This window comes from Streptomyces sp. NPDC006314, assembly GCF_040613075.1.
GTDB lineage: Bacteria > Actinomycetota > Actinomycetes > Streptomycetales > Streptomycetaceae > Streptomyces.
The window spans coordinates 212,109-237,572 of the sequence record NZ_JBEXRL010000001.1; the positions used below are offsets into that span (position 1 = coordinate 212,109).

At 70.4% G+C, this 25,464-nt stretch carries 21 protein-coding genes and 1 pseudogene; 14 read left to right on the plus strand and 8 right to left on the minus strand.

Translation table 11 applies throughout. From position 1 onward, the window contains the following. Positions 1 to 21 precede the first annotated feature (21 nt). The gene (locus tag ABZ079_RS00925; protein WP_356937226.1) at positions 22 to 945 is read right to left on the minus strand and encodes a serine hydrolase; all 924 of its coding nucleotides are present in this window, start codon (positions 943 to 945) and stop codon (positions 22 to 24) included. Between the two features lie 255 nt (positions 946 to 1,200). Between ABZ079_RS00925 and ABZ079_RS00930 the strand changes: the two genes are divergently transcribed. Then, the gene (locus tag ABZ079_RS00930; protein WP_356937227.1) at positions 1,201 to 2,007 is read left to right on the plus strand and encodes an endonuclease; all 807 of its coding nucleotides are present in this window, start codon (positions 1,201 to 1,203) and stop codon (positions 2,005 to 2,007) included. Between the two features lie 514 nt (positions 2,008 to 2,521). Next, a complete protein-coding gene (locus tag ABZ079_RS00935) occupies positions 2,522 to 2,983 on the plus strand; it encodes a peptidase inhibitor family I36 protein (RefSeq protein ID WP_356937228.1) in 462 nt (153 codons plus the stop codon). A gap of 10 nt (positions 2,984 to 2,993) precedes the next feature. Here ABZ079_RS00935 and ABZ079_RS00940 read toward each other — a convergent pair whose 3' ends face one another. The 3 genes and pseudogenes from ABZ079_RS00940 to ABZ079_RS00950 form a co-directional block, all read right to left on the minus strand. Next, a complete protein-coding gene (locus ABZ079_RS00940; protein WP_356937229.1) occupies positions 2,994 to 4,679 on the minus strand; it encodes a thiamine pyrophosphate-binding protein in 1,686 nt (561 codons plus the stop codon). Beyond that, positions 4,676 to 5,656, minus strand: coding sequence for an agmatinase (gene speB, locus ABZ079_RS00945; RefSeq protein WP_356937230.1), 981 nt, complete (start codon positions 5,654 to 5,656; stop codon positions 4,676 to 4,678). The genes ABZ079_RS00940 and speB overlap by 4 nt, the downstream gene beginning before the upstream one ends. Before the next feature lie 56 nt (positions 5,657 to 5,712). After that, positions 5,713 to 5,961, minus strand: a pseudogene (locus ABZ079_RS00950) (sodium:solute symporter); the annotation flags it as partial. 206 nt (positions 5,962 to 6,167) lie between these two features. Between ABZ079_RS00950 and ABZ079_RS00955 the strand changes: the two are divergent. Together ABZ079_RS00955 and ABZ079_RS00960 are read left to right on the plus strand one after the other, a co-directional pair. Then, on the plus strand, positions 6,168 to 7,778 hold the full coding sequence (locus ABZ079_RS00955; protein ID WP_356937231.1) for a PucR family transcriptional regulator: 1,611 nt from the start codon (positions 6,168 to 6,170) through the stop codon (positions 7,776 to 7,778). 78 nt (positions 7,779 to 7,856) lie between these two features. Beyond that, the gene (locus tag ABZ079_RS00960; RefSeq protein WP_356937232.1) at positions 7,857 to 8,657 is read left to right on the plus strand and encodes a phosphatase; all 801 of its coding nucleotides are present in this window, start codon (positions 7,857 to 7,859) and stop codon (positions 8,655 to 8,657) included. A 67-nt stretch (positions 8,658 to 8,724) separates the two neighbouring features. Here the strand turns inward: ABZ079_RS00960 and ABZ079_RS00965 are convergent, their stop codons facing one another. The 4 genes from ABZ079_RS00965 to ABZ079_RS00980 all read right to left on the minus strand — a co-directional run bounded on the left by ABZ079_RS00965 (position 8,725) and on the right by ABZ079_RS00980 (position 12,343). Continuing rightward, positions 8,725 to 9,093: a hypothetical protein gene (locus tag ABZ079_RS00965; protein ID WP_356937233.1), complete on the minus strand. Its 369-nt coding sequence runs from the start codon at positions 9,091 to 9,093 to the stop codon at positions 8,725 to 8,727. Between the two features lie 307 nt (positions 9,094 to 9,400). Beyond that, positions 9,401 to 10,267, minus strand: a complete 867-nt coding sequence (tesB, locus tag ABZ079_RS00970) for an acyl-CoA thioesterase II (protein WP_356937234.1) — start codon at positions 10,265 to 10,267, stop codon at positions 9,401 to 9,403. Between the two features lie 35 nt (positions 10,268 to 10,302). Beyond that, a complete protein-coding gene (locus ABZ079_RS00975) occupies positions 10,303 to 11,460 on the minus strand; it encodes an acyl-CoA dehydrogenase family protein (RefSeq protein WP_356937640.1) in 1,158 nt (385 codons plus the stop codon). A 277-nt stretch (positions 11,461 to 11,737) separates the two neighbouring features. Further along, positions 11,738 to 12,343: a TetR/AcrR family transcriptional regulator gene (locus ABZ079_RS00980; RefSeq protein WP_356937235.1), complete on the minus strand. Its 606-nt coding sequence runs from the start codon at positions 12,341 to 12,343 to the stop codon at positions 11,738 to 11,740. A 97-nt stretch (positions 12,344 to 12,440) separates the two neighbouring features. Between ABZ079_RS00980 and ABZ079_RS00985 the strand changes: the two genes are divergently transcribed. The 10 genes from ABZ079_RS00985 to ABZ079_RS01030 all read left to right on the plus strand — a co-directional run bounded on the left by ABZ079_RS00985 (position 12,441) and on the right by ABZ079_RS01030 (position 25,404). Further along, positions 12,441 to 14,057, plus strand: a complete 1,617-nt coding sequence (locus ABZ079_RS00985) for a carboxyl transferase domain-containing protein (protein ID WP_356937236.1) — start codon at positions 12,441 to 12,443, stop codon at positions 14,055 to 14,057. Between the two features lie 11 nt (positions 14,058 to 14,068). Continuing rightward, positions 14,069 to 16,081, plus strand: coding sequence for an acetyl/propionyl/methylcrotonyl-CoA carboxylase subunit alpha (locus tag ABZ079_RS00990; RefSeq protein ID WP_356937237.1), 2,013 nt, complete (start codon positions 14,069 to 14,071; stop codon positions 16,079 to 16,081). After that, positions 16,078 to 17,019, plus strand: coding sequence for a hydroxymethylglutaryl-CoA lyase (locus ABZ079_RS00995; protein WP_356937238.1), 942 nt, complete (start codon positions 16,078 to 16,080; stop codon positions 17,017 to 17,019). The genes ABZ079_RS00990 and ABZ079_RS00995 overlap by 4 nt, the downstream gene beginning before the upstream one ends. A gap of 5 nt (positions 17,020 to 17,024) precedes the next feature. Then, positions 17,025 to 18,185: an acyl-CoA dehydrogenase family protein gene (locus tag ABZ079_RS01000; RefSeq protein ID WP_356937239.1), complete on the plus strand. Its 1,161-nt coding sequence runs from the start codon at positions 17,025 to 17,027 to the stop codon at positions 18,183 to 18,185. Positions 18,186 to 18,317: 132 nt separating this feature from the next. Further along, complete coding sequence (locus ABZ079_RS01005) at positions 18,318 to 19,364, plus strand: ABC transporter substrate-binding protein (protein ID WP_356937240.1); 1,047 nt, start codon at positions 18,318 to 18,320, stop codon at positions 19,362 to 19,364. Positions 19,365 to 19,415: 51 nt separating this feature from the next. Next, positions 19,416 to 20,258 carry a siderophore-interacting protein gene (locus ABZ079_RS01010; protein ID WP_356937241.1) on the plus strand — a complete coding sequence of 281 codons (843 nt, stop codon included), beginning with the start codon at positions 19,416 to 19,418 and terminating at the stop codon, positions 20,256 to 20,258. Between the two features lie 140 nt (positions 20,259 to 20,398). Next, positions 20,399 to 21,841 (plus strand): lysine decarboxylase DesA, encoded by a 1,443-nt coding sequence (desA, locus tag ABZ079_RS01015; protein ID WP_356937242.1) that lies wholly within the window; start codon positions 20,399 to 20,401, stop codon positions 21,839 to 21,841. Then, positions 21,825 to 23,102, plus strand: coding sequence for a lysine N(6)-hydroxylase/L-ornithine N(5)-oxygenase family protein (locus tag ABZ079_RS01020; RefSeq protein WP_356937243.1), 1,278 nt, complete (start codon positions 21,825 to 21,827; stop codon positions 23,100 to 23,102). The genes desA and ABZ079_RS01020 overlap by 17 nt, the downstream gene beginning before the upstream one ends. Next, positions 23,099 to 23,638: a GNAT family N-acetyltransferase gene (locus ABZ079_RS01025; protein WP_356937244.1), complete on the plus strand. Its 540-nt coding sequence runs from the start codon at positions 23,099 to 23,101 to the stop codon at positions 23,636 to 23,638. The genes ABZ079_RS01020 and ABZ079_RS01025 overlap by 4 nt, the downstream gene beginning before the upstream one ends. After that, positions 23,635 to 25,404 (plus strand): IucA/IucC family siderophore biosynthesis protein, encoded by a 1,770-nt coding sequence (locus ABZ079_RS01030; protein ID WP_356937245.1) that lies wholly within the window; start codon positions 23,635 to 23,637, stop codon positions 25,402 to 25,404. Before ABZ079_RS01025 ends, ABZ079_RS01030 begins: the two co-directional genes overlap by 4 nt. The last annotated feature ends 60 nt before the right edge of the window (positions 25,405 to 25,464 follow it).

Here is a 25,464-nt window from a genome sequence, read left to right on the forward strand (position 1 = left end):
CATGAAGCGTCAGGTCTGCGTTCAGCCCTGCGGGGGTGCCGCGACGAAGGCCTCGCGCGGCCGGCTGGTCGGGGTGTAGCGCGTAACACCGGCGGTGGTCGGGACCAGGTCCTTGTGGATGGCCATGGCGACGTTCTGAATGGTCGTGACGCCGTAGTTCATGGTGCTGTTGTCCTGTGTCAGCACGGTGATCATGTAGTCGCGGCCGCCTCCGTTGAAGGTGCCCAGGCTGTGCACGCGCCAGCCGTGCGTGGAGCGCTGGAGCCAGCCGTTCTTGACGTGCACGGCGACGGAGGACGGCGCACCGGCGGGCGTGCCCCAGCGCTGCGAGGAGACGACCTGGCCCATCAACTTCAGGATGTAGGCCCGGGAGTTGTCGCTCAACACGCTGTTCTTTGCGGTGATGAGCTTGAGCAGCTTCTGCTCGTCGGTGACGTTCTCCTGGGTGAGACCCCAGTAACCGTTCGCGCCCGGCGTGGTCTTCGTCATCCCGGCAGCGGCCAGGAAGCCCTTGATCTTCGTCATCCCCAGCTGCTTCCACAGCCTGCTGGTCGCGTCGTTGTCGGACTTGGTGATCATGGCTGTGGCGAGCGAGGCCTCGGTGTCCGTCAGGTACCGGTTGTGCTTCTTCGCGTCCCACAGCAGCGTGGCGAGCACGGTGACCTTGACGGTGCTGGCCGAGTCGTAGGCGCTGGTGGCCCGCAGGGTGCAGGTGGTCTTGGTGCCGCGGTCGTACAGGCCGACGGCGACAGTGCCCCTGCGGCCAGCGAGGGCGGCCGTGATGTCCTTCTCCAGCTTGGCGGCGAGGCCCGCCTGGGCGGATGTACAGGTCACGGCGGGCGTGGCGGCGGCGGCCGGAGTGGCTGCCGTGACCGCCGGTACGAGCAGCGCGGCACCGAGGCCGGCCGCGAGCAAGCCGACATGTCCGGATGTCCGGTACGTCATGGAAAGTTCCCCCTGAACGTCTACGGGCGTCCCCCTGAACGCCGTCGAGCGCACCTGTGCGCTACCTGAACCGACTCGCCAGGGCGTCCGGAAGTTGTACGCGTGTTTCCGACTGAACCGACAGGCCGGCCTTCCGGTCACGGGTCGTTCCGCCATGTGACCCGATCGGCATGTTGAATTTTTGGCCATACCGGCATGTGCATGCCATTCTCCAGTCTGCCGCCTTCGATCAACCCGCGTAGATGGGAACCCCACATGCTGGCGACAACGCGCACCCGCAGATGGAAGCCGGTGGCTCTGGCCACCGCCGTCGTCCTGGCCGGCGCCACCGCCCCCGCGCTGACCGCGACCCCGGCCGCCGCGACGACCACCGCGTACGACTCGACGTACTACAAGAACGCGATCGGCAAGACGGGCACGAGCCTGAAGTCGTCGCTGCACACGATCATCAGCAGCCAGAGCAAGCTGTCCTACTCGCAGGTGTGGGACGCGCTGAAGGTGACCGACCAGGACCCGAACAACAGCGGCAACGTGATCCTGCTGTACTCCGGCAAGTCCCGCAGCAAGACGCTCAACGGCGGCGACACCGGCGACTGGAACCGCGAGCACACCTGGGCGATCTCCCACGGCGACCTCACCACCTCGACCGGCCCGGGCACCGACCTGCACCACATCCGCCCGGAGGACGTGACCGTCAACTCCATACGCGGCAACAAGGACTTCGACGAGGGCGGCAGCGCGGTCGGCAACGGCGGCGGCAGCCTCACCGACTCCGACTCCTTCGAGCCCCGCGACGCCGTCAAGGGCGACGTGGCCCGCATGATCCTCTACATGGCGGTCCGCTACGAGGGCGACGACGGCTTCGCGAACCTCGAACCCGACGAGAAGGTCGACAACGGCAGCACCCCCTGCATCGGCAAGCTCTCGATCCTGAAGAAGTGGAACGACGAGGACCCGCCGGACGCCTTCGAGGAGCGGCGCAACCAGGTCGTCTACGACTCCTACCAGCACAACCGCAACCCGTTCATCGACCACCCGGAGTGGGTGGAGGCGATCTGGTAGGCGGTGCGCACCGGTCGGCCGTTCGGCTGAACCGCAAAAACGTACAGAACGAACGGTAGAGTCTTAAGAGACGTGCAGTGTGAGGTCCAGCCCCGGGGGCCACCGGGACTGGACCGCAGTGCACGCGCTGGGTGGGTCCGGCCGAACTAGCGCCGGTCGGACTCGCCTGGCCAAGGCCTCGGCGACGCCGCCTCCCGGTCCGTCCCACCCGTCGTCGTCCGCTACTTGGCGAACGTCTGCACACACACCGCGACAAGGGGGGCGAGTGGCGTGAGGATCGCGACCGTCACCCGTACCCACTGGGGTAACGGATCCGGATCGCGTTCTGCCGCCTGACCACCTTCTCCTTGCCATACCGGCTCTCCCTTCGTCGCAGCTTTCCGAAACCGACCCGAGCGGGCCGGAACACAAGGCGACGAAAGGAACACCGGACGGAGTTGAGCATACTGCCGGGGGCCGCGCCGACAGAGCCGGTTGTACTGGTTTCGTTAGTTCTACTAGTTCGCCCACACAGGTGACGTCGCTGCCGGGCTCGGGCGTGTCCGCTTCCCCCGACAGCAGCATGGTGACACCCCGGCACATCGGCCGGGGTGCCGCCTCGTTCGCCGTCCTGGAGAGTCCCGTGAAGCTTCGTTCCTGGTCACTCGCCGCCGCCCTCGCCCTGACCGCCCTTCTGCTGCCGGCCCAGACGGCTTCCGCGCAGGCCGCCCCACCCCCCTGTCCGGACGGGTCGGTGTGCTTCTGGAGCGAGGAGGGCTTCCACGGGAGCTACTGGGAGTGGACGGCGCGCAGCGGTTACCGCGACATGCCGCCCTTCCTGCACGACCACGTCGGCTCCGCCGTCGCGAGCACCCGCGCCTGCTTCGTCAACTGGTCACCGGTGGAGAAGCGGGACGTGTTCAACGGCGACTGGCGCTCGCGGTACCTGCACGACTTCGGCGGCCGTATCGACGGGGTGGGACCGGGGGCCTGCTGACACGCCCTGCTCAGCCGAGGTGCGTCGGCGCGAACATCCGCAGCACCGCCGGGAGGACCACCACCGACGGGCCGGGGGCCGTGAGCGCCTTCGTCAGGTCCTCCCGCAGGGTGCCGGGGCTCGTACGGATCCCGGGGACGCCGAAGGACTCGGCCAGGGCCACGTAGTCGGGGCGGGTCAGTTCCGTCGCCGTGGCCTGGCCGAAGGCGTCTGTCATGTACTCGCGGAGAATGCCGTAGCCGCCGTCGTCGACGATCAGCCAGGTGACCGGCAGGTCGTACTGGCGGGCCGTCGCCAGCTCGGCGATCGAGTACAGCGCCCCTCCGTCGCCCGAGACCGCGAGGACCGGGCGCGTGGGGTCCGCGGCCGCCGCGCCCAGCGCCGCCGGGAAGCCGTAGCCGAGGCCGCCGGCGCCCTGAGCCGAGTGCATGGTGTTGGCACCGCGCGGGTCGAACGCCGACCACGCCCAGTACGCCAGGATCGTCATGTCCCAGAAGGAGGGAGAGCCGGCGGGCAGGGCACGGCGTACGGCCGCCAGCACATCCTGCTCCAGCGTGAGTTCCTGGGCGGATATACGGGCCGCGACCTTCGCGAGGAGGTCACGCACCCGCTGCGGCGCCGACGCGTCGGTGCGTCCCTCCACCGTCTCCAGCAGCGCCTGGAGTGCCAGGCGGGCGTCCGCGTGGAGGCCGAGCGCCGGGTGGTTGGACTCCAGCTTGCCTAGGTCCGCCTCGATCTGGATCACCCGGCCGCGCGGCTTGAACGTGTGGTAGTTCGAGGAGAGTTCGCCCAGGCCCGAGCCGACCACGAGCAGGACGTCCGCGTCCTCCAGGAAGTCCGTCGTGTGGCGGTCCTCCAGCCAGGACTGGAGGGACAGGGGGTGGTTCCACGGGAACGCGCCCTTGCCGCCGAACGTCGTCACCACCGGCGCCTGGAGCTTCTCGGCCAAAAGAAGCAGCTTGCCCGACGCGTCCGCGCGTACGACTCCACCGCCCGCGATGATCGCCGGGCGGGCGGCGTGCGACAGCAAGTGCGCTGCCGCAGCTGTGAGTTCGGGACGCGGGACCAGGTCCTCCGGGGTCGCGTCCGGCGCCGTCACCACCGGCAGCACGGTCGGAGACAGCAGCACGTCCTGCGGGATCTCCACCCACACCGGGCCGTGCGGAGCCGTCAGCGCCGACTTCCAGGCCGCCGCGATCGCGGAGGGGATCTGGGACTGCGTGCGGACCGTGTGGACCGACTTGACCACGCCCCTGAACGAGGCCGCCTGGTCGGGGAGTTCGTGCAGATAGCCGTGGCGGCCGCCACCCAGACCGGCGGTGGGCACCTGGCTGCTGATCGCCAGGACGGGGGCCGACGCCGCGGCCGCCTCCTGGAGGGCCGCGAGCGACGTCAGCGCCCCCGGGCCCGTCGACAGCAGCAGCGGTGCCGCCTCGCCGGTGATCCTGCCGTACGCGTCCGCCGCGAAGCCCGCGTTGTTCTCCACCCGCAGGCCGACGTAGCGGAGGGAGGAGCGGCGCAGGGCGTCGAACATGCCGAGGGCGTGCTGGCCGGGCAGGCCGAAGACGGTCGTCGCGCCCAGCCCGGCCAGGGTCTCCACGACCAGGTCTCCGCCGTTGCGTCCCGGGGGCGGGTTCAGAGCGGCCGAGATCTGCGCCGCCGTCGGGCGGAGTACCAGGTCGTGGTCGTGGGTCACTTCGCTCCCGAGTCCTTCCGGGCCGCCGCGATCTGGCGGCTCATGATGGTGGTCAGTTCGTAGGCCGTGTGGGAGGCCGCGACCGAGGTGATCTCCGCGTGGTCGTACGCGGGAGCGACTTCGACCACGTCCGCCGAGACCAGGTTGCAGGAGGCCAGGCCGCGCAGGATCTCCAGCAGCTCGCGGGAGGTCATGCCGCCGGCCTCGGGGGTTCCGGTGCCGGGCGCGTGAGCCGGGTCGAGGCAGTCGATGTCGATGGAGATGTACAGCGGCCGGTCGCCGATGCGCTGGCGCAGCTGGTCGGCGACCTCGTCGGCGCCCCTGCGGTAGATGTCCGCCGAGGTGACGATACCGAAGCCCATCTTCTCGTCGTCGGTGAGGTCCTGCTTGCCGTACAGCGGGCCGCGGGTGCCCACGTGGGAGAGCGCCTCGGTGTCGAGGATGCCCTCCTCCACCGCACGGCGGAACGGGGTGCCGTGGGTGTACTCGGCGCCGAAGTAGGTGTCCCAGGTGTCGAGGTGGGCGTCGAAGTGGAGCAGGGCTACCGGGCCGTGCTTCTTCGCGACCGAGCGCAGGAGCGGCAGGGCGATGGTGTGGTCGCCGCCGAGGGTCATCAGGCGGGCGCCCGTGCCGAGGAGGTCGTCGGCCGCGGCCTCGACGGTCTCCACGGCCTCGTTGATGTTGAACGGGTTCACGGCGATGTCGCCGCCGTCCGCGACCTGGGCGAGAGCGAAGGGAGAGGCGTCCTGCGCGGGGTTGTAGGGGCGCAGCAGCCGGGACGCCTCGCGGATGGCGTTGCCGCCGAAGCGGGCGCCCGGCCGGTACGAGACGCCGGAGTCGAACGGCACACCCACGACGGCGACGTCGGCGGTGCCGACCTCGTCCAGACGGGGCAGCCGGGCGAAGGTCGCGGGTCCGGCGTACCGCGGGATGCGGGAGGAGTCGACGGGGCCGCGGGGCGTCTCGTTGCTGGTCATGATGAAGTGCCTTCTTTCTTGCGCTTCGTCGCGCATGTACTGCTTTCCATACGACTCTACTGGTGAGCCGGGACCGGTTCGGACGTGAGTTCGGGGGACCGTCCGGTGAGGCGCTCGTGCCAGGTGGCGAGGACGGTCTCGTCGGTGGGCCTGGTCGCCGGGGAGACGGCGGCGTAGGCGGCGAGGGAGGCGGGCTCGTCGGCGGGGATGCCGTAGCCGGCCGTCAGGCCGATGACGGCGAGGGCGCCCTGCACGGTGCCGTGCTTCCACAGCAGTCCGCCGAGAGTGGGGACGACGAGCAGGCCGCTGTGTAGTCGACGGCCATGGGGTGGCCCTCCTTCGCTCACTTCGGTGGCGTGTCGTGCGGGGACGGGTGTGACGGCAGCGGATCGCGGGGACATCCGCCCGTACCCTCGGATGCCGTTCCGTGTCGACAGTAGGTGGCTGGAAAGCGGCTGCGAAGAGTACGTTTCATCCATAGGAACGGGGCGGGATGGAGGAAACGCACACCATGCCGGAGACGATCACCCCAGCCGTCCCACCGACCCCGCCGGTCCCGCTCGCGGCCCTGCTGGCCCGGGAGGACCTGGGGCTGCGGCAGATCGCGGGCCCCACGGACCCGGGCATCGTGATCCACTGGGCGCACACCTCGGAGATGGCCGACCCGTACCCGTACCTGCTGGGCGGCGAGCTGCTGCTGACGGCCGGGGTGCACGTCCCGGAGGCGGCCGGCTCGGACGGGGGCGCCCTGGGGGATTACTTCGACGACTACGTGTCCCGGATCGTGACGGCGGGCGGAGCGGCCCTCGGTTTCGGCCTGGCCCCGGTGCACGACACGGTCCCGCGCGCCCTGGTCGCCGCCTGCGGGACCTACGGCCTGCCCCTGCTGGAGGTTCCGCCGCAGACCACCTTCTCCGGTGTGGCGCGCGCGGTGTGGCAGCTGATGGCCCAGGCCCGCCTGGCGGAGCTGCGCCGCGTCACGGAGGCCCAGCAGAGCCTCGCGGTCGCGGCCTCCCGCCCGGACCCGGTGCCGTCCGTTCTCCGCCAGCTGGCCCAGCGGCTGGGCGGGTTCGCGGCCCTGCACGGCCCGGACGGCGGCGAGATCGCGGCGGTGGGCCGCGAGCCGGCGCAGGGGGTGCGCGAGGCACTGGCGGAGCTGACCGGGGTGGTCAGGCCGACGGCCAGGGCGACCACGGCGGCGGACCACGCACCGGGCGGCGCTCCCGCCGCCCGGCCGCTGCCCACCTCGGCCACCGACACCCTCGGCTCCACCCACCTCGCCGTCTACGCCCTCGGCGTGGGCGCGGGCTTCGTGCTCGGCGTGGCCACGCCCCGCCGCGACCCCGGCGACCACACCATCGCCTCCGTCGCCGCCGTACTGCTGTCCCTGCTGACGGGTGAGCACCGGAGTGGCACCGGTGCCGCCCGGTCCTCCGCCCTGGTACGGCTGCTGCTGGGCGCCGGCCCCGAGGAGGTGGCCCCCCTCCTCGGATGGGGGTCCCCTCGTTCGGGCGAAGCCGAGAGCGGCGGAGGGCAGTGGCTCGTCGTGCACGCCCGGCCGGAGACCCGGGCTCCCGCCGGCTCCCGACTTCGTTCGGGCGAGGGGGACCTCCATGACGCGGTCGCCGCCTCCGCCCTGGGCGCCGCCCTGGATTCGCCGCTGGTCGACGTCACCGGTGACGTCGTACGGGTACTGGTGCCGGCCGGGCGGGAACCGGAGCCGCAGCCCGGCTGGACGCTCGGAGTGAGTGCCGCCGTCGAGCCGCACGAGTGGCCGGCCGCCGACACCCAGGCGGCCCGTGCCCTCGCCCGCGCCCGAGCCACCCGCACCCCGCTGGTCCGGCACGCGGCCCGGCCGGCGCTGGAGGACCTGGTGCCCCGGGTGGACGCCGAGACGCACGCCCGCGCGCTGCTCGCGCCGCTCGCGGGGCAGGCCGCGCTCGCCGAGACCCTGCGCACCTGGCTGTCCCTGCACGGCAGTTGGGACCGCACCGCGGTGGCGCTGAACGTGCACCGCAACACCGTGCGGCAGCGGATCGCCCGCTGCGCCGCCCTGTTGGACGCCGACCTGGACGACCCGGATGTGCGCATGGAGTTGTGGTTCGCGCTGCGGCAGAGCTGACGGCAGGGGCGAGTGACCCCCGTCCCAGGAGGCGATATGCCGAAGACGCCCGTGGCGTGCTGCCTCACAATGGGAGGCATGCCGATATCCGGGACCCCCAGCCGCGCCCAGCTCGTCGACCACCTGGTGAGAACCCGTATCGCGGGGGACGTCGCCACGCCCCGCGAGAACAACCTCTCCCACTACCGTCAGCTCGCCAACGGTGTGCGCAACTTCTGGTTCGGCCTGGAACTGGGCGACCGCTGGACGGACGAGCAGGACGTGCTCGCGGTCATGGCCGAGCGGGTGGGCGTCAACGACGATCCCGAGTACCGGTACGGACAGGACACCATCGACCCCGAGCTGACCGTGGACGCGCTGGACCGCATGGCGGCGCGGCTGCGCAAGGCGGCCGGCGGGAGGCAGCGGGTGCTGTTCGCGACCGGTCACCCGGGCGGCCTGCTGGATGTGCACCGGGCCACGGCCGCCGCGCTGCGCGCCGCCGGCTGCGAGATCGTCGTCATCCCGGACGGGCTGCAGACGGACGAGGGGTATGTCATGCAGTTCGCGGACGTGGCCGTGCTGGAGCACGGGGCGACGCTGTGGCACACCCACTCCGGGGAGCCTATGCGGGCCGTTCTCACGGGACTTGAGCGTGCGGGGCGTCCGCTGCCCGACCTGGTCGTCGCCGACCACGGCTGGGCCGGATACGCTGGCCAGCACGGTGTCGACTCCGTCGGGTACGCCGACAGCAACGACCCCGCGCTGTTCCTCGCCGAGTCCGAGGGCACCCTGCAGGTGGTCGTGCCGCTCGACGACCATGTGGTCAGCCCTCGTCACTACGACCCGATGACGGCGTATCTGCTGGCGGAGGCGGGCCTGGCACAACACATGCCGTAAGGCAGCGATGTGCGACTCCGTCGGCGGAGCCGCACCTCGCGCACCTCGCGTTCAGCTCACGGTCGGATCAGTGACGTCCTCCGTCGTGGCCGTTGTCGCCGTGGCCGTTGTCGCCGCGGTCATGGTCACCGTGGTCGCCGCGGTCATGGTCACCGTGGTCGCCGCGGCCATGGTCGTCATGGTCGCCCCGGCCATGGTCGTCATGGTCGCCCCGGTCGTGGTTGTAACCGTGGTGGTCGCTACGGCCGTTGTCGCAGTCGTCGTCGTTCCACCAGGTGTTGTGGTGGTCGTCGTCGCAGTACCGGCTGTAGCTGCTGTGGTCGTTGTGGTCCGAGGACGCGGAGGCGGTGCCCGCCGCGCCGATCGCTGCCCCGCCGGCCATCAGCACACCGGTCGCCGACATCGCGAGGAGACGCCTCGCGCGTTGTGCTCGCATGGGAGATACCTTCCGTTCCATCGTCTCTCGTAACTCCCTGGGGGAACGTCACGAGGTGATGGCCGACACCGCATGAGAAGAGAAGTACGCGGCACGGTCTTCGGATGTCACCGCTGCGTCAAGAGCGGCACGACGCTTCCACCGACGCCTGCAGCCCACCCGTACGTCATTGCGCCTTCGGGTGCTGCGGCTGAAGCCCCAAGGTCCGGAACCTCGTCGACCGGGCATGCCGTTCGCCGCGGCTTTCACTCCAAGAGCCTAATCCCGCATCTGTCACACGTCATCTCGGGCGGCACATGGATCACAGTCATCGCGGAACCCGGACGACACCCTCCTGGATGACCGTGATGGCGAGCCGCCCGTCCTGTGTGTAGATACGGGCCTGGCCGAGGCCCCGACCGCCGTGCGCGGACGGCGACTCCTGGTCGTACAGCAGCCATTCGTCGGCGCGGAAGGGCCGGTGGAACCACATCGCGTGGTCCAGGGAGGCCCCCACGACATCCCCGACGGCCCAGCCGCCGCGTCCGTGCGCGAGCAGGACGGAGTCGAGCAGGGTCATGTCGGAGACATAGGTGGCGAGGACGACATGCAGCAGCGGGTCGTCGTCGAGCTTGCCGTTGGTGCGGAACCACACCTGGGAGTGCGGCTCGCGCGGCTCGCCGAACTTCCCGTACGGCGGCTCGTCCACGTACCGCAGGTCGATCGCCTCGCGGGCCTCCAGGAACCGCTCCACCACCTCTGGCGCGAGGTGGCCGTAGCCGCGCAGCCGCTGCTGCGAGGTCGGCAGGGACGCCGGGTCGGGCGCGGCCGGCATCGGCGCCTGGTGGTCGAGCCCTTCCTCGGGACTCTGGAAGGACGCCGAGAGGTGGAAGATCGGCTTGCCGTGCTGGACGGCGACCACGCGCCGGGTGGTGAAGGACCGGCCGTCGCGGATGCGGTCCACGGTGTAGACGATCGGCGCGCCCGGGTCACCGAGGCGCAGGAAGTACGCGTGCAGGGAGTGGGCCGGCCGGTCCGCGGGGACCGTCCGGCCGGCGGCGACCAGCGCCTGCGCCGCGACCTGCCCGCCGAAGACCCGGGGGACGACGGCGGAGCGGGACTGCCCGCGGAAGATGTTCTCCTCGATCTGCTCCAGGTCGAGCAGATCGAGGAGATCCTGGAGTGCCTGACTCATGGCGTTCGGTTGTATCGGCCAGTGGTTGCGGAGACCTACAGACCCATGTCCTTGGCGATGATCGTCTTCATGATCTCGCTGGTGCCGCCGTAGATACGGTTGACGCGGTTGTCCGCGTACAGGCGGGCGATCGGGTACTCGTTCATGTAGCCGTAGCCGCCGTGCAGCTGCAGGCAGCGGTCGATCACCCGGTGGGCGACCTCGGTGCAGAAGAGCTTCGCGGAGGCGGCCTCGGCGGGGGTCAGCTCGCCGGCGTCCAGAGCCTCCGTCGCGCGGTCGGCCACGGCCTCGGCCGCGTCCACCTCGGCCTGGCAGGCGGCCAGTTCGAACTTGGTGTTCTGGAAGTGGGCGACGGGCTTGCCGAAGACGGTGCGCTCCTGCACGTACTGCTTGGCGAACCGGACGGCGGCCTTGGCCTGTGCGTAGGCGCCGAAGGCGATGCCCCAGCGCTCGGAGGCCAGGTTGTGACCGAGGTAGTAGAAGCCCTTGTTCTCTTCGCCGAGCAGGTCCTCGACCGGCACCTTGACATCGACGAAGGCCAGCTCGGCGGTGTCGGAGGTGCGCAGGCCCAGCTTGTCGAGCTTGCGGCCGATGGAGTAGCCCTCGGACTTGGTGTCCACGGCGAACAGGGAGATGCCGTGGCGGCGGTCCTCGGCGGTCGGCGCGGCCGTACGGGCGCAGACGATCACCTTGTCGGCGTGCACGCCGCCGGTGATGAAGGTCTTGGCGCCGTTGAGCACGTAGTGCGTGCCGTCCTCGGAGAGCTTGGCGGTGGTCTTCATGCCCGCGAGGTCGGAGCCGGTGCCCGGCTCGGTCATCGCGATGGCCCACATCTCCTCGCCGGTGACGAACTTCGGCAGGTAGCGCTTCTTCTGCTCGTCGGTGGCGAGCATCTTGAGGTACGGCAGCGCGAGCAGCACGTGCACGCCGGAGCCGCCGAACTGGACGCCCGCGCGAGCGGTCTCCTCGTAGATGACGGCCTCGAACTTGTGGGTGTCCAGGCCCGCGCCGCCGAACTCCTCGGGCACGCTGATGCCGAAGACGCCCAGCTCACCGAGCTTGTAGTAGAAGTCGCGCGGCGCCTGGCCCGCGGCGAACCACTCGTCGTACACCGGCACGACCTCGGCCTCGATGAAGGCGCGAAGAGTCTCCCGGAACGCCTCATGATCCTCGTTGAACACCGTACGGCGCATGCCGCCCACCTCCACGTACCTCGGCATGCCAGCGGCATGTCTAAGCGCTTGCTCAGAGGTTAAGATACCGGCGAGTACATTCGGGCGTCCAGGGTGACCTTGGCCACCCGGGCAGGGCGGCCGGCGTCAGTTCCCGTCGTTGTCCCCAGGCCCCTTCCAGCCGCTCGGCGTAGGCCCCGAGTTCCTCGGCGATCGCGCGCATCCTGGCGCAGTCCATGCCCATGCCCCGAGAGTACCGAGGCGCCCCCCGCCGGCGGCCTCGTCGGGCCGCCTCGGCTCAGCCCCCCGTCGCATCCGCCGCCGCGAACGCCCCCCGCGCCATCCGGTGCAGCAGTTCCGCCGTGGCCCCACGTCCCGGCAGCGTCCCCGCCCGCCCCAGATGCGGGGTGGAGTTGAGCAGGCCGAACACCGAGTGGACCGCCGAGCGGGCGCTGGGTTCGGTGAGCCCGGGGTAGACCTCCCGCACGACTTCCACCCACAGCTCCACGTACTGCCGCTGGAGCTGCCGCACCAGCTTGCGGTCGCTGTCGCGCAGGCGGTCCAGCTCACGGTCGTGCAAGGTGATCAGAGGGCGGTCGTCGAGGGCGAAGTCGATGTGTCCCTCGATGAGGGAGTCGAGGACCGCCGCGGCTCCGGCGTCCCCGTCGGTCTCCGCCAAGCGGCGCCTGGCTCCCGTCAGCAGCTGGCCGCTGATGCCGACCAGCAGTTCGGCGAGCATCGCGTCCTTGCCCGGGAAGTGCCGGTAGAGGCCGGGGCCACTGATGCCGACGGCGGCGCCTATCTCGTCCACACCGACGCCGTGGAAACCGCGCTCGGCGAAGAGCCGGGCGGCCTCCTTGAGGATCTGCTCGCGGCGGGTGCTGGCGTCGGTTCTGGTGACCATGCAGGCAATTCTAGACAGCGAGGTTAGCGGTCGTTAACCTGAAGGAAATGGTTAACGCTCATTAACAGGTTCGATCACCGTGTGAGGGGACCGCAGAATGCACGAGGCACCGGAGCTGACGAGCGCGGCAGATCCCGCGTCGGAGGCCTGGCGGGCCAACGAGGAAGGCCACCTCGCACTGGTCGGGGAGCTGCGCGCCAAGCTGGCCGCGGCGGCCCTCGGCGGTGGCGAGAAGGCACGGGCCCGGCACACCGCGCGGGGCAAGCTGCTGCCGAGGGACCGGGTGGACACACTGCTCGATCCGGGCTCGCCGTTCCTGGAGCTGGCCCCGCTCGCGGCGGACGGCATGTATGACGGGCAGGCCCCCGCGGCCGGGGTGATCGCCGGGATCGGGCGGGTCAGCGGGCGCGAGTGCGTGATCGTCGCCAACGACGCCACCGTCAAGGGCGGCACGTACTACCCGATGACGGTGAAGAAGCACCTGCGCGCGCAGGAGGTGGCTCTGGACAACCGGCTGCCGTGCGTCTACCTGGTCGACTCCGGCGGGGCATTCCTGCCGATGCAGGACGAGGTCTTCCCGGACCGCGAGCACTTCGGACGTATCTTCTACAACCAGGCCCGGATGTCCGGCGCCGGGATTCCGCAGATCGCCGCCGTGCTCGGCTCGTGCACGGCCGGTGGCGCGTACGTCCCGGCCATGAGCGACGAGGCCGTGATCGTCCGCGACCAGGGCACGATCTTCCTCGGCGGGCCCCCGCTGGTGAAGGCCGCCACGGGTGAGGTGGTCACCGCCGAGGAACTGGGCGGCGGCGAGGTCCACTCCCGGGTCTCCGGGGTCACCGACCACCTCGCCGAGGACGACGCGCACGCCCTCAGGATCGTCCGGAACATCGTCGCCACGCTGCCGGCCCGGCAGTCCCTCCCCTGGGAGGTCCAGCCGTCCGTCGAGCCCAAGGTCGACCCCTACGGGCTCTACGGCGCCGTCCCCGTCGACTCCCGCACCCCCTACGACGTACGCGAGATCATCGCGCGCGTGGTGGACGGTTCGCGGTTCGCCGAGTTCAAGGCCGAGTTCGGCCAGACCCTGGTCACCGGCTTCGCCCGCATCCACGGCCACCCGGTCGGGATCGTCGCCAACAACGGCATCCTGTTCTCCGAGTCCGCCCAGAAGGGCGCCCACTTCATCGAGCTGTGCGACCAGCGCCGGATCCCGCTGGTGTTCCTGCAGAACATCTCCGGCTTCATGGTCGGCAAGGACTACGAGGCGGGCGGCATCGCCAAGCACGGCGCCAAGATGGTGACGGCGGTGGCCTGCACGCGCGTGCCCAAGCTGACCGTGGTGGTCGGCGGTTCGTATGGCGCCGGGAACTACTCCATGTGCGGCCGGGCCTACTCGCCCCGCTTTCTGTGGATGTGGCCCAACGCCAAGATCTCCGTCATGGGCGGCGAGCAGGCCGCCAGCGTCCTCGCCACGGTCAAGCGCGACCAGCTGGAGGCGCGCGGCGAGGACTGGCCGGCCGAGGAGGAAGAGGCGTTCAAGGCGCCGATCCGCGCGCAGTACGAGCGCCAGGGCAACGCCTACTACGCCACGGCCCGCCTCTGGGACGACGGCGTCATCGACCCGCTGGAGACCCGTCAGGTGCTGGGACTCGCCCTGACGGCCTGCGCCAACGCGCCCCTGGGAGATCCCCAGTTCGGCGTCTTCCGGATGTGAGGAGGGGAACCGTGTTCGACACAGTGCTGGTGGCCAACCGGGGCGAGATCGCCGTACGCGTCATCCGTACGCTGCGCTCGCTGGGCGTGCGCTCGGTGGCGGTCTTCTCCGACGCCGACGCCGACGCACGGCACGTCCGGGAGGCCGACACGGCGGTACGGATCGGTCCGGCGCCGGCCGCCGAGAGCTATCTGTCGGTCGAGCGGCTGCTTCAGGCCGCCGCCCGTACCGGCGCGCAGGCCGTCCACCCCGGGTACGGCTTCCTCGCCGAGAACGCGGGCTTCGCGCGCGCGTGCGAGGAGGCGGGGCTGGTGTTCATCGGCCCGCCGGCGGACGCCATCGCGTTGATGGGCGACAAGATCCGCGCCAAGGAGACGGTGAAGGCGGCCGGGGTGCCGGTCGTGCCGGGCTCGAGCGGCAGCGGGCTGACCGACGGGCAACTCGCGGACGCCGCCCGGGAGATCGGGACGCCGGTGCTGCTGAAGCCCTCCGCGGGTGGTGGCGGCAAGGGCATGCGGCTGGTGCGCGACGCCGGGAAGCTCGCCGACGAGATCGCCGCCGCCCGCCGCGAGGCCCGCGCCTCCTTCGGCGACGACACCCTGCTGGTGGAGCGGTGGATCGACCGGCCCCGGCACATCGAGATCCAGGTGCTGGCCGACGGCCACGGGGGCATCGTCCACCTCGGTGAGCGCGAGTGCTCCCTCCAGCGGCGGCACCAGAAGATCATCGAGGAGGCGCCGAGCGTGCTCCTCGACGAGGCCACGCGCGCGGCGATGGGCGAGGCGGCCGTACAGGCGGCCCGCAGCTGCGGCTACCGGGGCGCGGGCACGGTGGAGTTCATCGTGCCGGGCGGTGACCCGTCGCAGTACTACTTCATGGAGATGAACACCCGCCTGCAGGTGGAGCACCCCGTCACCGAACTCGTCACCGGGCTCGACCTGGTGGAGTGGCAGCTTCGGGTGGCGGCCGGGGAGCCGCTGGGCTTCGCGCAGGAGGACGTGCGGCTGACCGGGCACGCGGTCGAGGCCCGGATCTGCGCCGAGGACCCGGCGCGCGGGTTCCTGCCCTCCGGCGGCACGGTCCTGCTGCTGAACGAGCCGCAGGGCGACGGCGTGCGCACCGATTCCGGGCTCGGCGAGGGCACCGAGGTGGGCAGTCTGTACGACCCGATGCTGTCCAAGGTGATCGCCTACGGTCCCGACCGCGCGAGTGCGCTCCGCAAGCTCCGGGCGGCCCTCGCGGAGACCGTCACGCTGGGCGTGCAGACCAACGCGGGCTTCCTGCGCCGGCTGCTGGCCCATCCGGCGGTGGTGGCGGGCGAGCTGGACACCGGCCTGGTCGAGCGGGAAGTGGAGGGGCTGGTGCCGCAGGAGGTGCCGGCGGAGGTGTACGCGGCGGCGGCTCTCCTGCGTCACACCGCGCTCGCGCCCGCCGACGGCCGCGCACGGGGGAACCCGTTCGCCGCCGCCGACGGCTGGCGGCTGGGCGGCGAGCGGGCCTGGACACCGCACCACCTGCGGGTGCCGGGCCAGGAGCCGGTGACCCTGCGCGTGCGCAGCGCGCCGGACGGCGGAACCGAGCTGCTCCTCCCCGGGGCGGACAAGCCCCTCCGGTCGGGGGGCGTGCCGCCGCGGCGGGGCGCGGGGCACACGTGCACGTTTCTGCTCGACGGCGTCACCCACACCTTCGCCGCTCTGCCGGACGGCACCTGGCTGGGGCGGGAGGGAGACGCCTGGCACGTGCGCGACCACGACCCGGTGGCCGCCTCGCTGAGCCGCGCGGCCCACGCGGGTGCCGACTCGCTGACCGCGCCCATGCCCGGCACGGTGACCGTCGTGAAGGTGGCCGTCGGCGACGAAGTGGCCGCCGGGCAGAGCCTGCTGGTGGTGGAGGCGATGAAGATGGAGCACGTCGTCTCCGCCCCGCACGCCGGGACGGTCGCCGAGCTGGACGTGACGCCGGGCACGACGGTCGCCATGGACCAGGTGCTGGCCGTCATCGCGCCGAGGGAGGCGGCGGAGTGAGTGCCGACGGACTGCCCATGGTCGTACCGGCCCGGGATCTGCCCGCGCGGGTGAGGATCCACGAGGTCGGCGCGCGCGACGGGCTGCAGAACGAGGAGACGGTCGTACCGACCGAGGTGAAGGCGGAGTTCGTGCGCCGCCTGGCCGACGCGGGCCTGACGACCATCGAGGCGACCAGCTTCGTGCACCCCGAGTGGGTGCCTCGGCTGGCCGACGCCGAGCAGTTGTTCTCGCTGGTGCGCGACCTGGACGTGGCCCTTCCGGTGCTGGTGCCCAACGAGCGCGGTCTGGAGCGGGCGCTGGCGCTGGGCGCGGAGCGTGTCGCCGTCTTCGCCAGCGCCACCGAGTCCTTCGCGAAGGCCAACCTCAACCGCACGCTGGACGAGTCGCTGGCCGTGTTCGAGCCGGTGGTGCGGCGCGCGAAGGACGAGGGCGTGCACGTGCGCGGGTATGTGTCGATGTGCTTCGGCGACCCGTGGGAGGGCGCGGTCCCGCTCCACCAGGTGGCCCGCGTCTGCACGGCGCTGCGGGACATGGGCTGTGACGAGCTGAGCCTCGGCGACACGATCGGTGTCGCCACCCCGGGCCATGTCCACGCACTCCTCGACGTCCTCGACGAGGAGGGTGTGCCGACGAACGAGATCGGCGTGCACTTCCACGACACCTACGGGCAGGCGCTCGTCAACACCTACGCGGCCCTGGAGCACGGCGTGACGACCGTCGACGCCTCCGCGGGCGGTCTCGGCGGCTGCCCCTACGCCAAGTCCGCCACCGGCAACCTCGCCACCGAGGACCTCGTCTGGATGCTGCACGGCCTCGGCATCGAGACCGGGGTCGACCTCGGCCGTCTGACCGCCACCAGCGTGTGGATGGCCGACCGGCTGGGCCGCCCCAGCCCGTCCCGTACCGTCCGCGCTCTCTCCCACAAGGACCAGTGATCAGCATGGACCACCGTCTCAGCCCCGAGCTGGAAGAACTCCGCCGTACGGTGGAGGAGTTCGCGCACGATGTCGTGGCGCCGAAGATCGGCGACTTCTACGAGCGGCACGAGTTCCCGTACGAGATCGTCCGCGAGATGGGCCGCATGGGCCTGTTCGGACTGCCGTTCCCGGAGGAGTACGGCGGCATGGGCGGCGACTATATGGCCCTCGGCATCGCCCTGGAGGAACTGGCCCGGGTGGACTCGTCGGTGGCGATCACCCTGGAGGCGGGGGTCTCCCTGGGTGCCATGCCGATCCATCTGTTCGGCACTCAGGAGCAGAAGCGCGAGTGGCTCCCCCGTCTCTGCTCGGGCGAGATCCTCGGCGCGTTCGGCCTGACGGAACCGGACGGCGGCAGCGACGCCGGCGCGACCCGTACGACGGCCCGTCTGGATCCGGCCACTAACGAGTGGGTGATCAACGGCACGAAGTGCTTCATCACCAACTCCGGCACGGACATCACGGGCCTGGTGACGGTCACGGCGGTCACCGGCCGCAAGCCCGACGGCAAGCCGCAGATCTCGGCGATCATCGTCCCGTCGGGCACCCCTGGCTTCACGGTGGCGGCCCCCTACTCGAAGGTCGGCTGGAACGCCTCCGACACCCGCGAGCTGTCGTTCGCCGACGTCCGGGTTCCGGCCGCCAACCTCCTGGGCGAAGAGGGCCGCGGCTACGCCCAGTTCCTGCGCATCCTGGACGAGGGCCGCATCGCCATCGCGGCGCTCGCGACGGGCCTGGCACAGGGCTGCGTGGACGAGTCGGTGAAGTACGCGAAGGAACGCCACGCCTTCGGCCGCCCGATCGGCGCCAACCAGGCCATCCAGTTCAAGATCGCCGACATGGAGATGAAGGCCCACACGGCCCGGCTGGCCTGGCGCGACGCGGCCTCCCGCCTGGTGGCCGGGGAGCCCTTCAAGAAGGAAGCGGCCCTGGCCAAGCTCTACTCCTCCACCGTCGCCGTCGACAACGCCCGCGAGGCCACCCAGGTCCACGGCGGGTACGGCTTCATGAACGAGTACCCGGTGGCCCGCATGTGGCGCGACTCCAAGATCCTGGAGATCGGCGAGGGCACGAGCGAGGTCCAGCGCATGTTGATCGCAAGGGAGTTGGGGCTGGTGAGCTGATCCCTGGGCGCCCGCTGGACTCGGCTCGGGCCGTATCGCCCGCCCACCCTCTGGACATCGACCAAGGTTAGGCTAACCTATCTTTGACCTTGTCCGGCGGGCGCTCCGCCCCGTTCGAAAGCAGTCACAGCCATGCCCCATGCCCGTGCCTCCCACCTCACTCGCCGCGGACTGCTGGCCGCCGGCGGCGCCCTCGGACTCGGGGCCTCGCTCGCCGCCTGCGGGGACGACAAGGGGAAAGACGCGGGTTCCGGCACGGAGACGGCGGCCGCCAAGTCCGGGCCCTGGTCCTTCAAGGACGACCGCGGCACCACCGTGAAGCTGGACAAGGTCCCGGCGAACATCGTCGCCTTCACCGGTGTCGGCGCCGCGCTGTACGACTACGGCATCCAGGTCAAGGGCGTCTTCGGCCCGACGAGGACCACGGACGGCAAGCCCGACGTCCAGGCCGGTGACATGGACATCAGCAAGGTGACGGTCATCGGCAACACCTGGGGACAGTTCAACATCGAGAAGTACGCGTCCCTCGCACCGGACGTGCTGATCTCCACGATGTTCGACGGCACCGGCACCCTCTGGTACGTCCCCGAGGAGTCGAAGAAGAAGATCGCCCAGCTGGCCCCCGGCGTCGGCATCTCCGTCTACGACCGCCAGCTCACCCAGTCGCTGCAGCGGATGGGGCAGCTCGCCGAGTCGCTCGGCGCCGACATGAACGCCGCCAAGGTGACGGACGCCAAGAAGCGCTTCGAGGACGCGGCCGCCCGCCTGCGCGCCGCGGCCAAGGCCAAGCCCGACATCAAGGTGATGGCCGGCTCCGCGAGCGACCAGCTCTTCTACGTCTCCGGCACCAACCTCTCCATCGACCTGGAGTACTTCAAGGCCCTCGGCGTGAACCTCGTCGAGCCCCCGGAGAGCGCCAAGGCCAAGGTCGGCGGCTGGTACGAGTCGCTGAGCTGGGAGAACGTCGACAAGTACAAGGCCGACATCATCATGATGGACGACCGTTCCTCGACCATCCAGCCGGCCGACATCACCAAGGCGACCTGGAAGAAGCTCCCCGCGGTCAGGGCCGACCAGGTCATCTCCCGCTCTCCCGAGCCGATCCTGTCGTACGACAAGTGTGTGCCGCTGCTCACCACCCTGGCCGAGGCGCTGGAGAAGGCCAAAAAGGTCGCCTGACCCCGGAAAAGCCCCTGACAAAGCCCTGAATCACCTCCTCAGGAGCCACACATGACGACGGCCGTCGCCGCCCCCTTCCGTTTCTTCTCCCTGCAGGTCGTACGGACGAGGCGGCTCGGCCCGTCTCTGGTACGGGTCACCTTCGCCGGTGCCGATCTGCACGCCTTCCACTCCGGCGGACGCGACCAGTCCCTGTCCCTGTTCCTGCCGCATCCCGGGCAGACCGAGCCGGTGGTCCCGCTGGAGCTGGGCGACGGCTGGTGGCAGGGCTGGCGGGAACTCCCGGACGACGTACGGGCCGTGATGCGCTCGTACACGCTCCGCGCGCTGCGCCGGGACCCCGACGAGATCGACATCGACTTCGTGCTGCACGGTGTCGAACCCGGCGCCGCCACTCCGGCCGGGCCCGCCTCCCGCTGGGCCTCCCACGCCACCCCGGGCGACCGCGTCCTGCTGCTCGGACCGGCGATCGCCGACAACCGCGCGATCCGCTTCCGGCCGCCGGCGGACACCGACCTCGTCGTCATCTGGGGCGACGAGACCGCCGTACCCGCCGCCACCGCCATCCTCGAGTCCCTTCCCGCCGGCACCCGCGCACTCGCCTGGCTCCAGGTGCCGCACGCGGGTGACATCCAGGACGTGGCGACCGAGGCGGACGCGGAGATCACGTGGCTCGTACGGCACGACGACTCTCCCATGGCCGTCGACGCCGTACGGGCTTCCCGACTCTCCCCGGCCGAGCGGCCGTACGTGTGGCTCGCGGGCGAGTCCGGTCAGGTGAAGGCGCTGCGCAGGCACTTCGTCGGTGAGCGCGGCATCGACCGGCGTCGGGTGACGTTCGTCGGGTACTGGCGGCACGGGATGACGGAAGAGCAGCTGCGCGCCGCGGAGTAACGAAGCCCGCAGTGAAGGCGGCCACGGGAGGCGTGCGTCCACCTTCCGAAAACTTAGATTAGGCTAACCTAAGTTGAAGTCGCCCTTTGGCACCCCGTCTCGAGTTCCCCGCACGGACCGCCCCCCTCGGAGGACCCCCCATGCGCTCGCACCTGCTCAATGGCCTCACCGCGGAGCACTACCGCCGCTCCGTGACCGAAGGAGTCGAGCGGGTGGCGGCCAAACTCGCCACCACCGACCGTCCGTTCACCGGCGTCACCGTGGACGCCCTCGCGCCCCGCATCGACGGGATCGACCTCGACCGGCCCCTGGGCGACAGCGCGGCCGTGCTGGACGAACTGGAGGACGTCTACCTCCGGGACGCCGTCTACTTCCACCACCCCCGCTACCTCGCCCACCTCAACTGCCCGGTCGTCATCCCGGCGGTGCTCGGCGAGGTCGTGCTCTCCGCGCTCAACTCCTCCCTCGACACCTGGGACCAGTCGGCCGGCGGCACCCTGATCGAGCGCAAACTCATCGACTGGACGACCGCCCGCATCGGCCTCGGCCCGGCGGCCGACGGCGTGTTCACCTCCGGCGGCACCCAGTCCAACCTCCAGGCGTTGCTGCTGGCCCGCGAGGAGGCCAAGAGCGACTCCCCCGGCAGACTGCGGATCTTCGCCTCCGAGGCCAGCCACTTCAGCGTGCAGAAGTCCGCGAAACTGCTCGGCCTGGGACCGGACTCCGTCGTCACCATCCCCGTCGACCACGACAAGCGCATGCAAACGGTCGCCCTCGCCCACGAACTGGAGCGCTGCACGAAGGACGGCCTGGTTCCGATGGCCGTCGTCGCCACCGCCGGCACCACCGACTTCGGCTCCATCGACCCGCTGCCGGAGATCGCCGGGCTGTGCGCCCAGTACGGCGTGTGGCTGCACGTGGACGCGGCCTACGGCTGCGGACTGCTCGCCTCCCTGAAGTACCGGGACCGCATCGACGGCATCGACCGCGCCGACTCGGTGACCGTCGACTACCACAAGTCCTTCTTCCAGCCGGTGAGTTCCTCCGCCGTGCTGGTCCGGGACGCGGCCACGCTGCGGCACGCCACCTACCACGCGGAGTACCTCAACCCGCGCCGCATGGTGCAGGAACGCATCCCCAACCAGGTCGACAAGTCCCTGCAGACCACCCGCCGGTTCGACGCGCTCAAGCTGTGGCTCACCCTGCGCACGATGGGCGCCGACGGCATCGGGCGGCTCTTCGACGAGGTCTGCGACCTGGCACGGGAGGGCTGGAAGCTGCTCGCCGCCGACCCACGCTACGACGTCGTCGTCGAGCCCACCCTGTCCACCCTCGTCTTCCGCTACATCCCGGCGGCCGTCACCGCCCCGGCCGAGATCGACCGCGCCAACCTCCACGCCCGCAAGGCCCTGTTCGCCTCCGGCGAGGCCGTGGTCGCGGGCACCAAGGTCGGCGGCCGCCACTACCTGAAGTTCACCCTGCTCAACCCCGAGACGACGGCGGCCGACATCACCGCCGTCCTCGACCTGATCGCCGGCCACGCCGAGCAGTACCTGGGAGAGTCCCTTGACCGCGCGTCCTGAAGCCCCGCACCCGACCTACGACTTCGTGGGGATCGGGCTCGGCCCCTTCAACCTCGGCCTCGCCTGCCTCACCGAGCCGATCGCCGAACTGAACGGCGTCTTCCTGGACTCCAAGCCCGACTTCGAGTGGCACGCCGGGATGTTCCTGGACGGCGCCCATCTCCAGACCCCGTTCATGTCGGACCTGGTCACGCTCGCCGACCCGACCTCGCCGTACTCCTTCCTCAACTACCTGAAGGAGAAGGGCAGACTCTACTCGTTCTACATCCGCGAGAACTTCTACCCGCTGCGGGTCGAGTACGACGACTACTGCCGCTGGGCCGCGGACAAACTGAGCAGCGTCCGCTTCGGCACCACGGTCACCGAGGTGACGTACGAGGACGACCTGTACGTGGTCCGCACCGAGGCCGGCGAAACGCTCCGCGCCCGCCATCTGGTCCTCGGCACCGGCACCCCGCCCCACATCCCGGACGCCTGCCGGGATCTGGACGGCGACTTCATCCACAACTCCCGTTATCTCCAGCACAGGGCGGAGCTGCAGCGCAAGAAGTCGATCACGCTGGTGGGCAGCGGGCAGTCGGCGGCGGAGATCTACCACGACCTGCTGAGCGAGATCGACGTCCACGGCTACCAGCTGAACTGGGTCACCCGCTCGCCGCGCTTCTTCCCGCTCGAGTACACGAAACTCACGCTGGAGATGACCTCCCCGGAGTACATCGACTACTACCACGCGCTCCCGGAAGCCACCCGCTACCGGCTCACGGCCCAGCAGAAGGGCCTGTTCAAGGGCATCGACGGCGATCTGATCAACGAGATCTTCGACCTGCTCTACCAGAAGAACCTCGGCGGCCCGGTCCCCACCCGCCTGCTCACCAACTCGGCGCTGTACAAGGCGAGCCACCAGAACGGCACGTACACCCTCGGCCTGCGCCAGGAGGAGCAGCAGAAGGACTACGAGCTGACCAGCGAGGGCCTGATCCTGGCCACCGGCTACCGGTACGCCGAGCCCGCCTTCCTGGCGCCCGTCCGGGACCGTCTGCGCTACGACTCGCAGGGCAACTTCGACATCGCCCGCAACTACGCCATCGACGTCACCGGCCGCGAGGTCTTCCTCCAGAACGCCGGCGTCCACACGCACAGCATCACCAGCCCCGACCTGGGCATGGGCGCGTACCGGAACGCGTACATCATCCGCGAGCTGCTCGGCCGCGAGTACTACCCGGTCGAGAAGTCCATCGCCTTCCAGGAGTTCGCGGTATGACCAGCACGGACATGACCTTCACCATCCGCCCCCTCGACCCCCTGAAGGACGCCGGGACGCTGCACGGCTGGGTCACGCACCCCAAGGCGGCGTACTGGATGATGCAGGACGCGAAACTGGAGGACGTCGAGCGGGCCTACATGGAGATCGCGGCCGACGAGCACCACGACGCCTTCCTCGGGCTGCGCGACGGGAAGCCGGTCTTCCTGATGGAGAGGTACGACCCCGCCCGCCGGGAGCTGGTCGGGCTGTACGAGCCGCAGCCGGGGGACGTCGGCATGCACTTCCTGGTCGCGCCGACCGACACCCCGGTGCACGGGTTCACGCGGGCCGTCATCACGGCCGTGATGGCGTACCTCTTCGAGGACCCCGCGGCCCGGCGGGTCGTCGTCGAGCCGGACGTGCGCAACACGGCCGTGCACGCGCTCAACGAGGCCGTCGGGTTCGTGCCCGAGCGGGAGGTGCACAAGCCGGAGAAGCAGGCCCTGCTCAGTTTCTGCACGCGCGAGCAGTTCGCGAAGGCGGTGGGCGCGTGACCCTCGCCGACGCCGTGGCCCATCTGTCCCCCGAGCGCTGGGAGACCGCCAACCGTCTCCTGATACGCAAGGCGCTCGCCGAGTTCGCGCACGAGCGCCTGCTCACACCCGAGCCGACGGGCGACCGGTACACCGTCCGAAGCGACGACGGCCTCACCTCCTACCGGTTCCGCGCCGTGCGCCGTGCCCTCGACCACTGGGCGGTCGACGCCGGGTCGATCACCCGGCACCGTGACGGCACCGAACTGCCCCTCGCCGCGCTCGACTTCTTCATCGAACTCAAGGAGTCCCTGGGCCTGAGCGACGAGATCCTGCCGGTCTACCTGGAGGAGATCTCCTCCACCCTCTCCGGCACCTGCTACAAGCTCACCAAGCCGCAGGTCACCTCCGCCGAACTGGCTCACCAAGGCTTCCAGGCGATCGAGACCGGGATGACCGAGGGACACCCTTGCTTCGTCGCGAACAACGGACGGCTCGGTTTCGGCATCCACGAGTACCTGTCGTACGCCCCGGAGACCGCGAGCCCCGTCCGGCTGGTGTGGCTGGCCGCGCACCGCTCGCGGGCCGCGTTCACCGCCGGGGCCGGGATCGAGTACCGGGACTTCATCCGGCAGGAGCTGGGCGCGGAGACCGTCGAGCGGTTCCGCGGCAAGCTGACCGAGCAGGGCCTCGATCCGGACGACTACCTGCTCATCCCCGTCCACCCCTGGCAGTGGTGGAACAAGCTCACCGTCACCTTCGCCGCCGAGGTGGCCCGGGGCCACCTCGTCTGCCTCGGCGAGGGCGACGACGAGTACCTGGCCCAGCAGTCCATCCGCACCTTCTTCAACACCAGCGACCCGCACAAGCACTATGTGAAGACGGCCCTGTCGGTCCTCAACATGGGCTTCATGCGCGGTCTCTCGGCCGCCTACATGGAGGCGACCCCGGCGATCAACGACTGGCTGGCCCAGCTGATCGAGAACGACCCGGTGCTCAAGTCGACCGGCTTGTCGATCATCCGGGAGCGGGCTGCCGTCGGCTACCGGCACCTGGAGTACGAGAAGGCGACCGACCGCTACTCGCCCTACCGCAAGATGCTGGCCGCACTGTGGCGGGAGAGCCCCGTGCCCTCGCTCCGGGACGGCGAGTCCCTCGCGACCATGGCCTCCCTGCTGCACGTGGACCACGAGGGCACCTCGTTCGCAGGCGCGCTGATCGAGCGGTCGGGCCTGTCCCCGGTGGAGTGGCTGCGCCGGTACCTGCGGGCGTACTACGTCCCCCTCCTGCACAGCTTCTACGCCTACGACCTGGCGTTCATGCCGCATGGTGAGAACGTCATCCTGGTGCTGGCGGACGGGGTCGTGCGGCGGGCGGTCTACAAGGACATCGCCGAGGAGATCGTGGTGATGGACCCGGACGCCGTCCTGCCGCCGGAGGTCCGGCGGATCCGCGTCGAGGTCCCGGACGACAAGAAGCTGCTGTCGATCTTCACCGACGTCTTCGACTGCTTCTTCCGCTTCCTCGCCGCCGATCTCGCCGCCGAGGGCATCCTGGAGGAGGACGGCTTCTGGCGCACGGTCGCCGAGATCACCCGCGAGTACCAGGAGGCGAATCCCCAACTCGCCGACAGGTTCCGGCAGTACGACATGTTCGCGCCGGAGTTCGCGCTGTCCTGTCTCAACCGGCTCCAGCTGCGCGACAACAGGCAGATGGTGGACCTCGCCGATCCGTCCGGCGCGCTCCAGCTGGCCGGGAACCTGAAGAACCCCCTGGCGGGGCGGTGACGGCTCACAGACGTACGGGCACCCCGGAGTACGGTCCTCCGGGGTGCCCGTCGGCCTTCG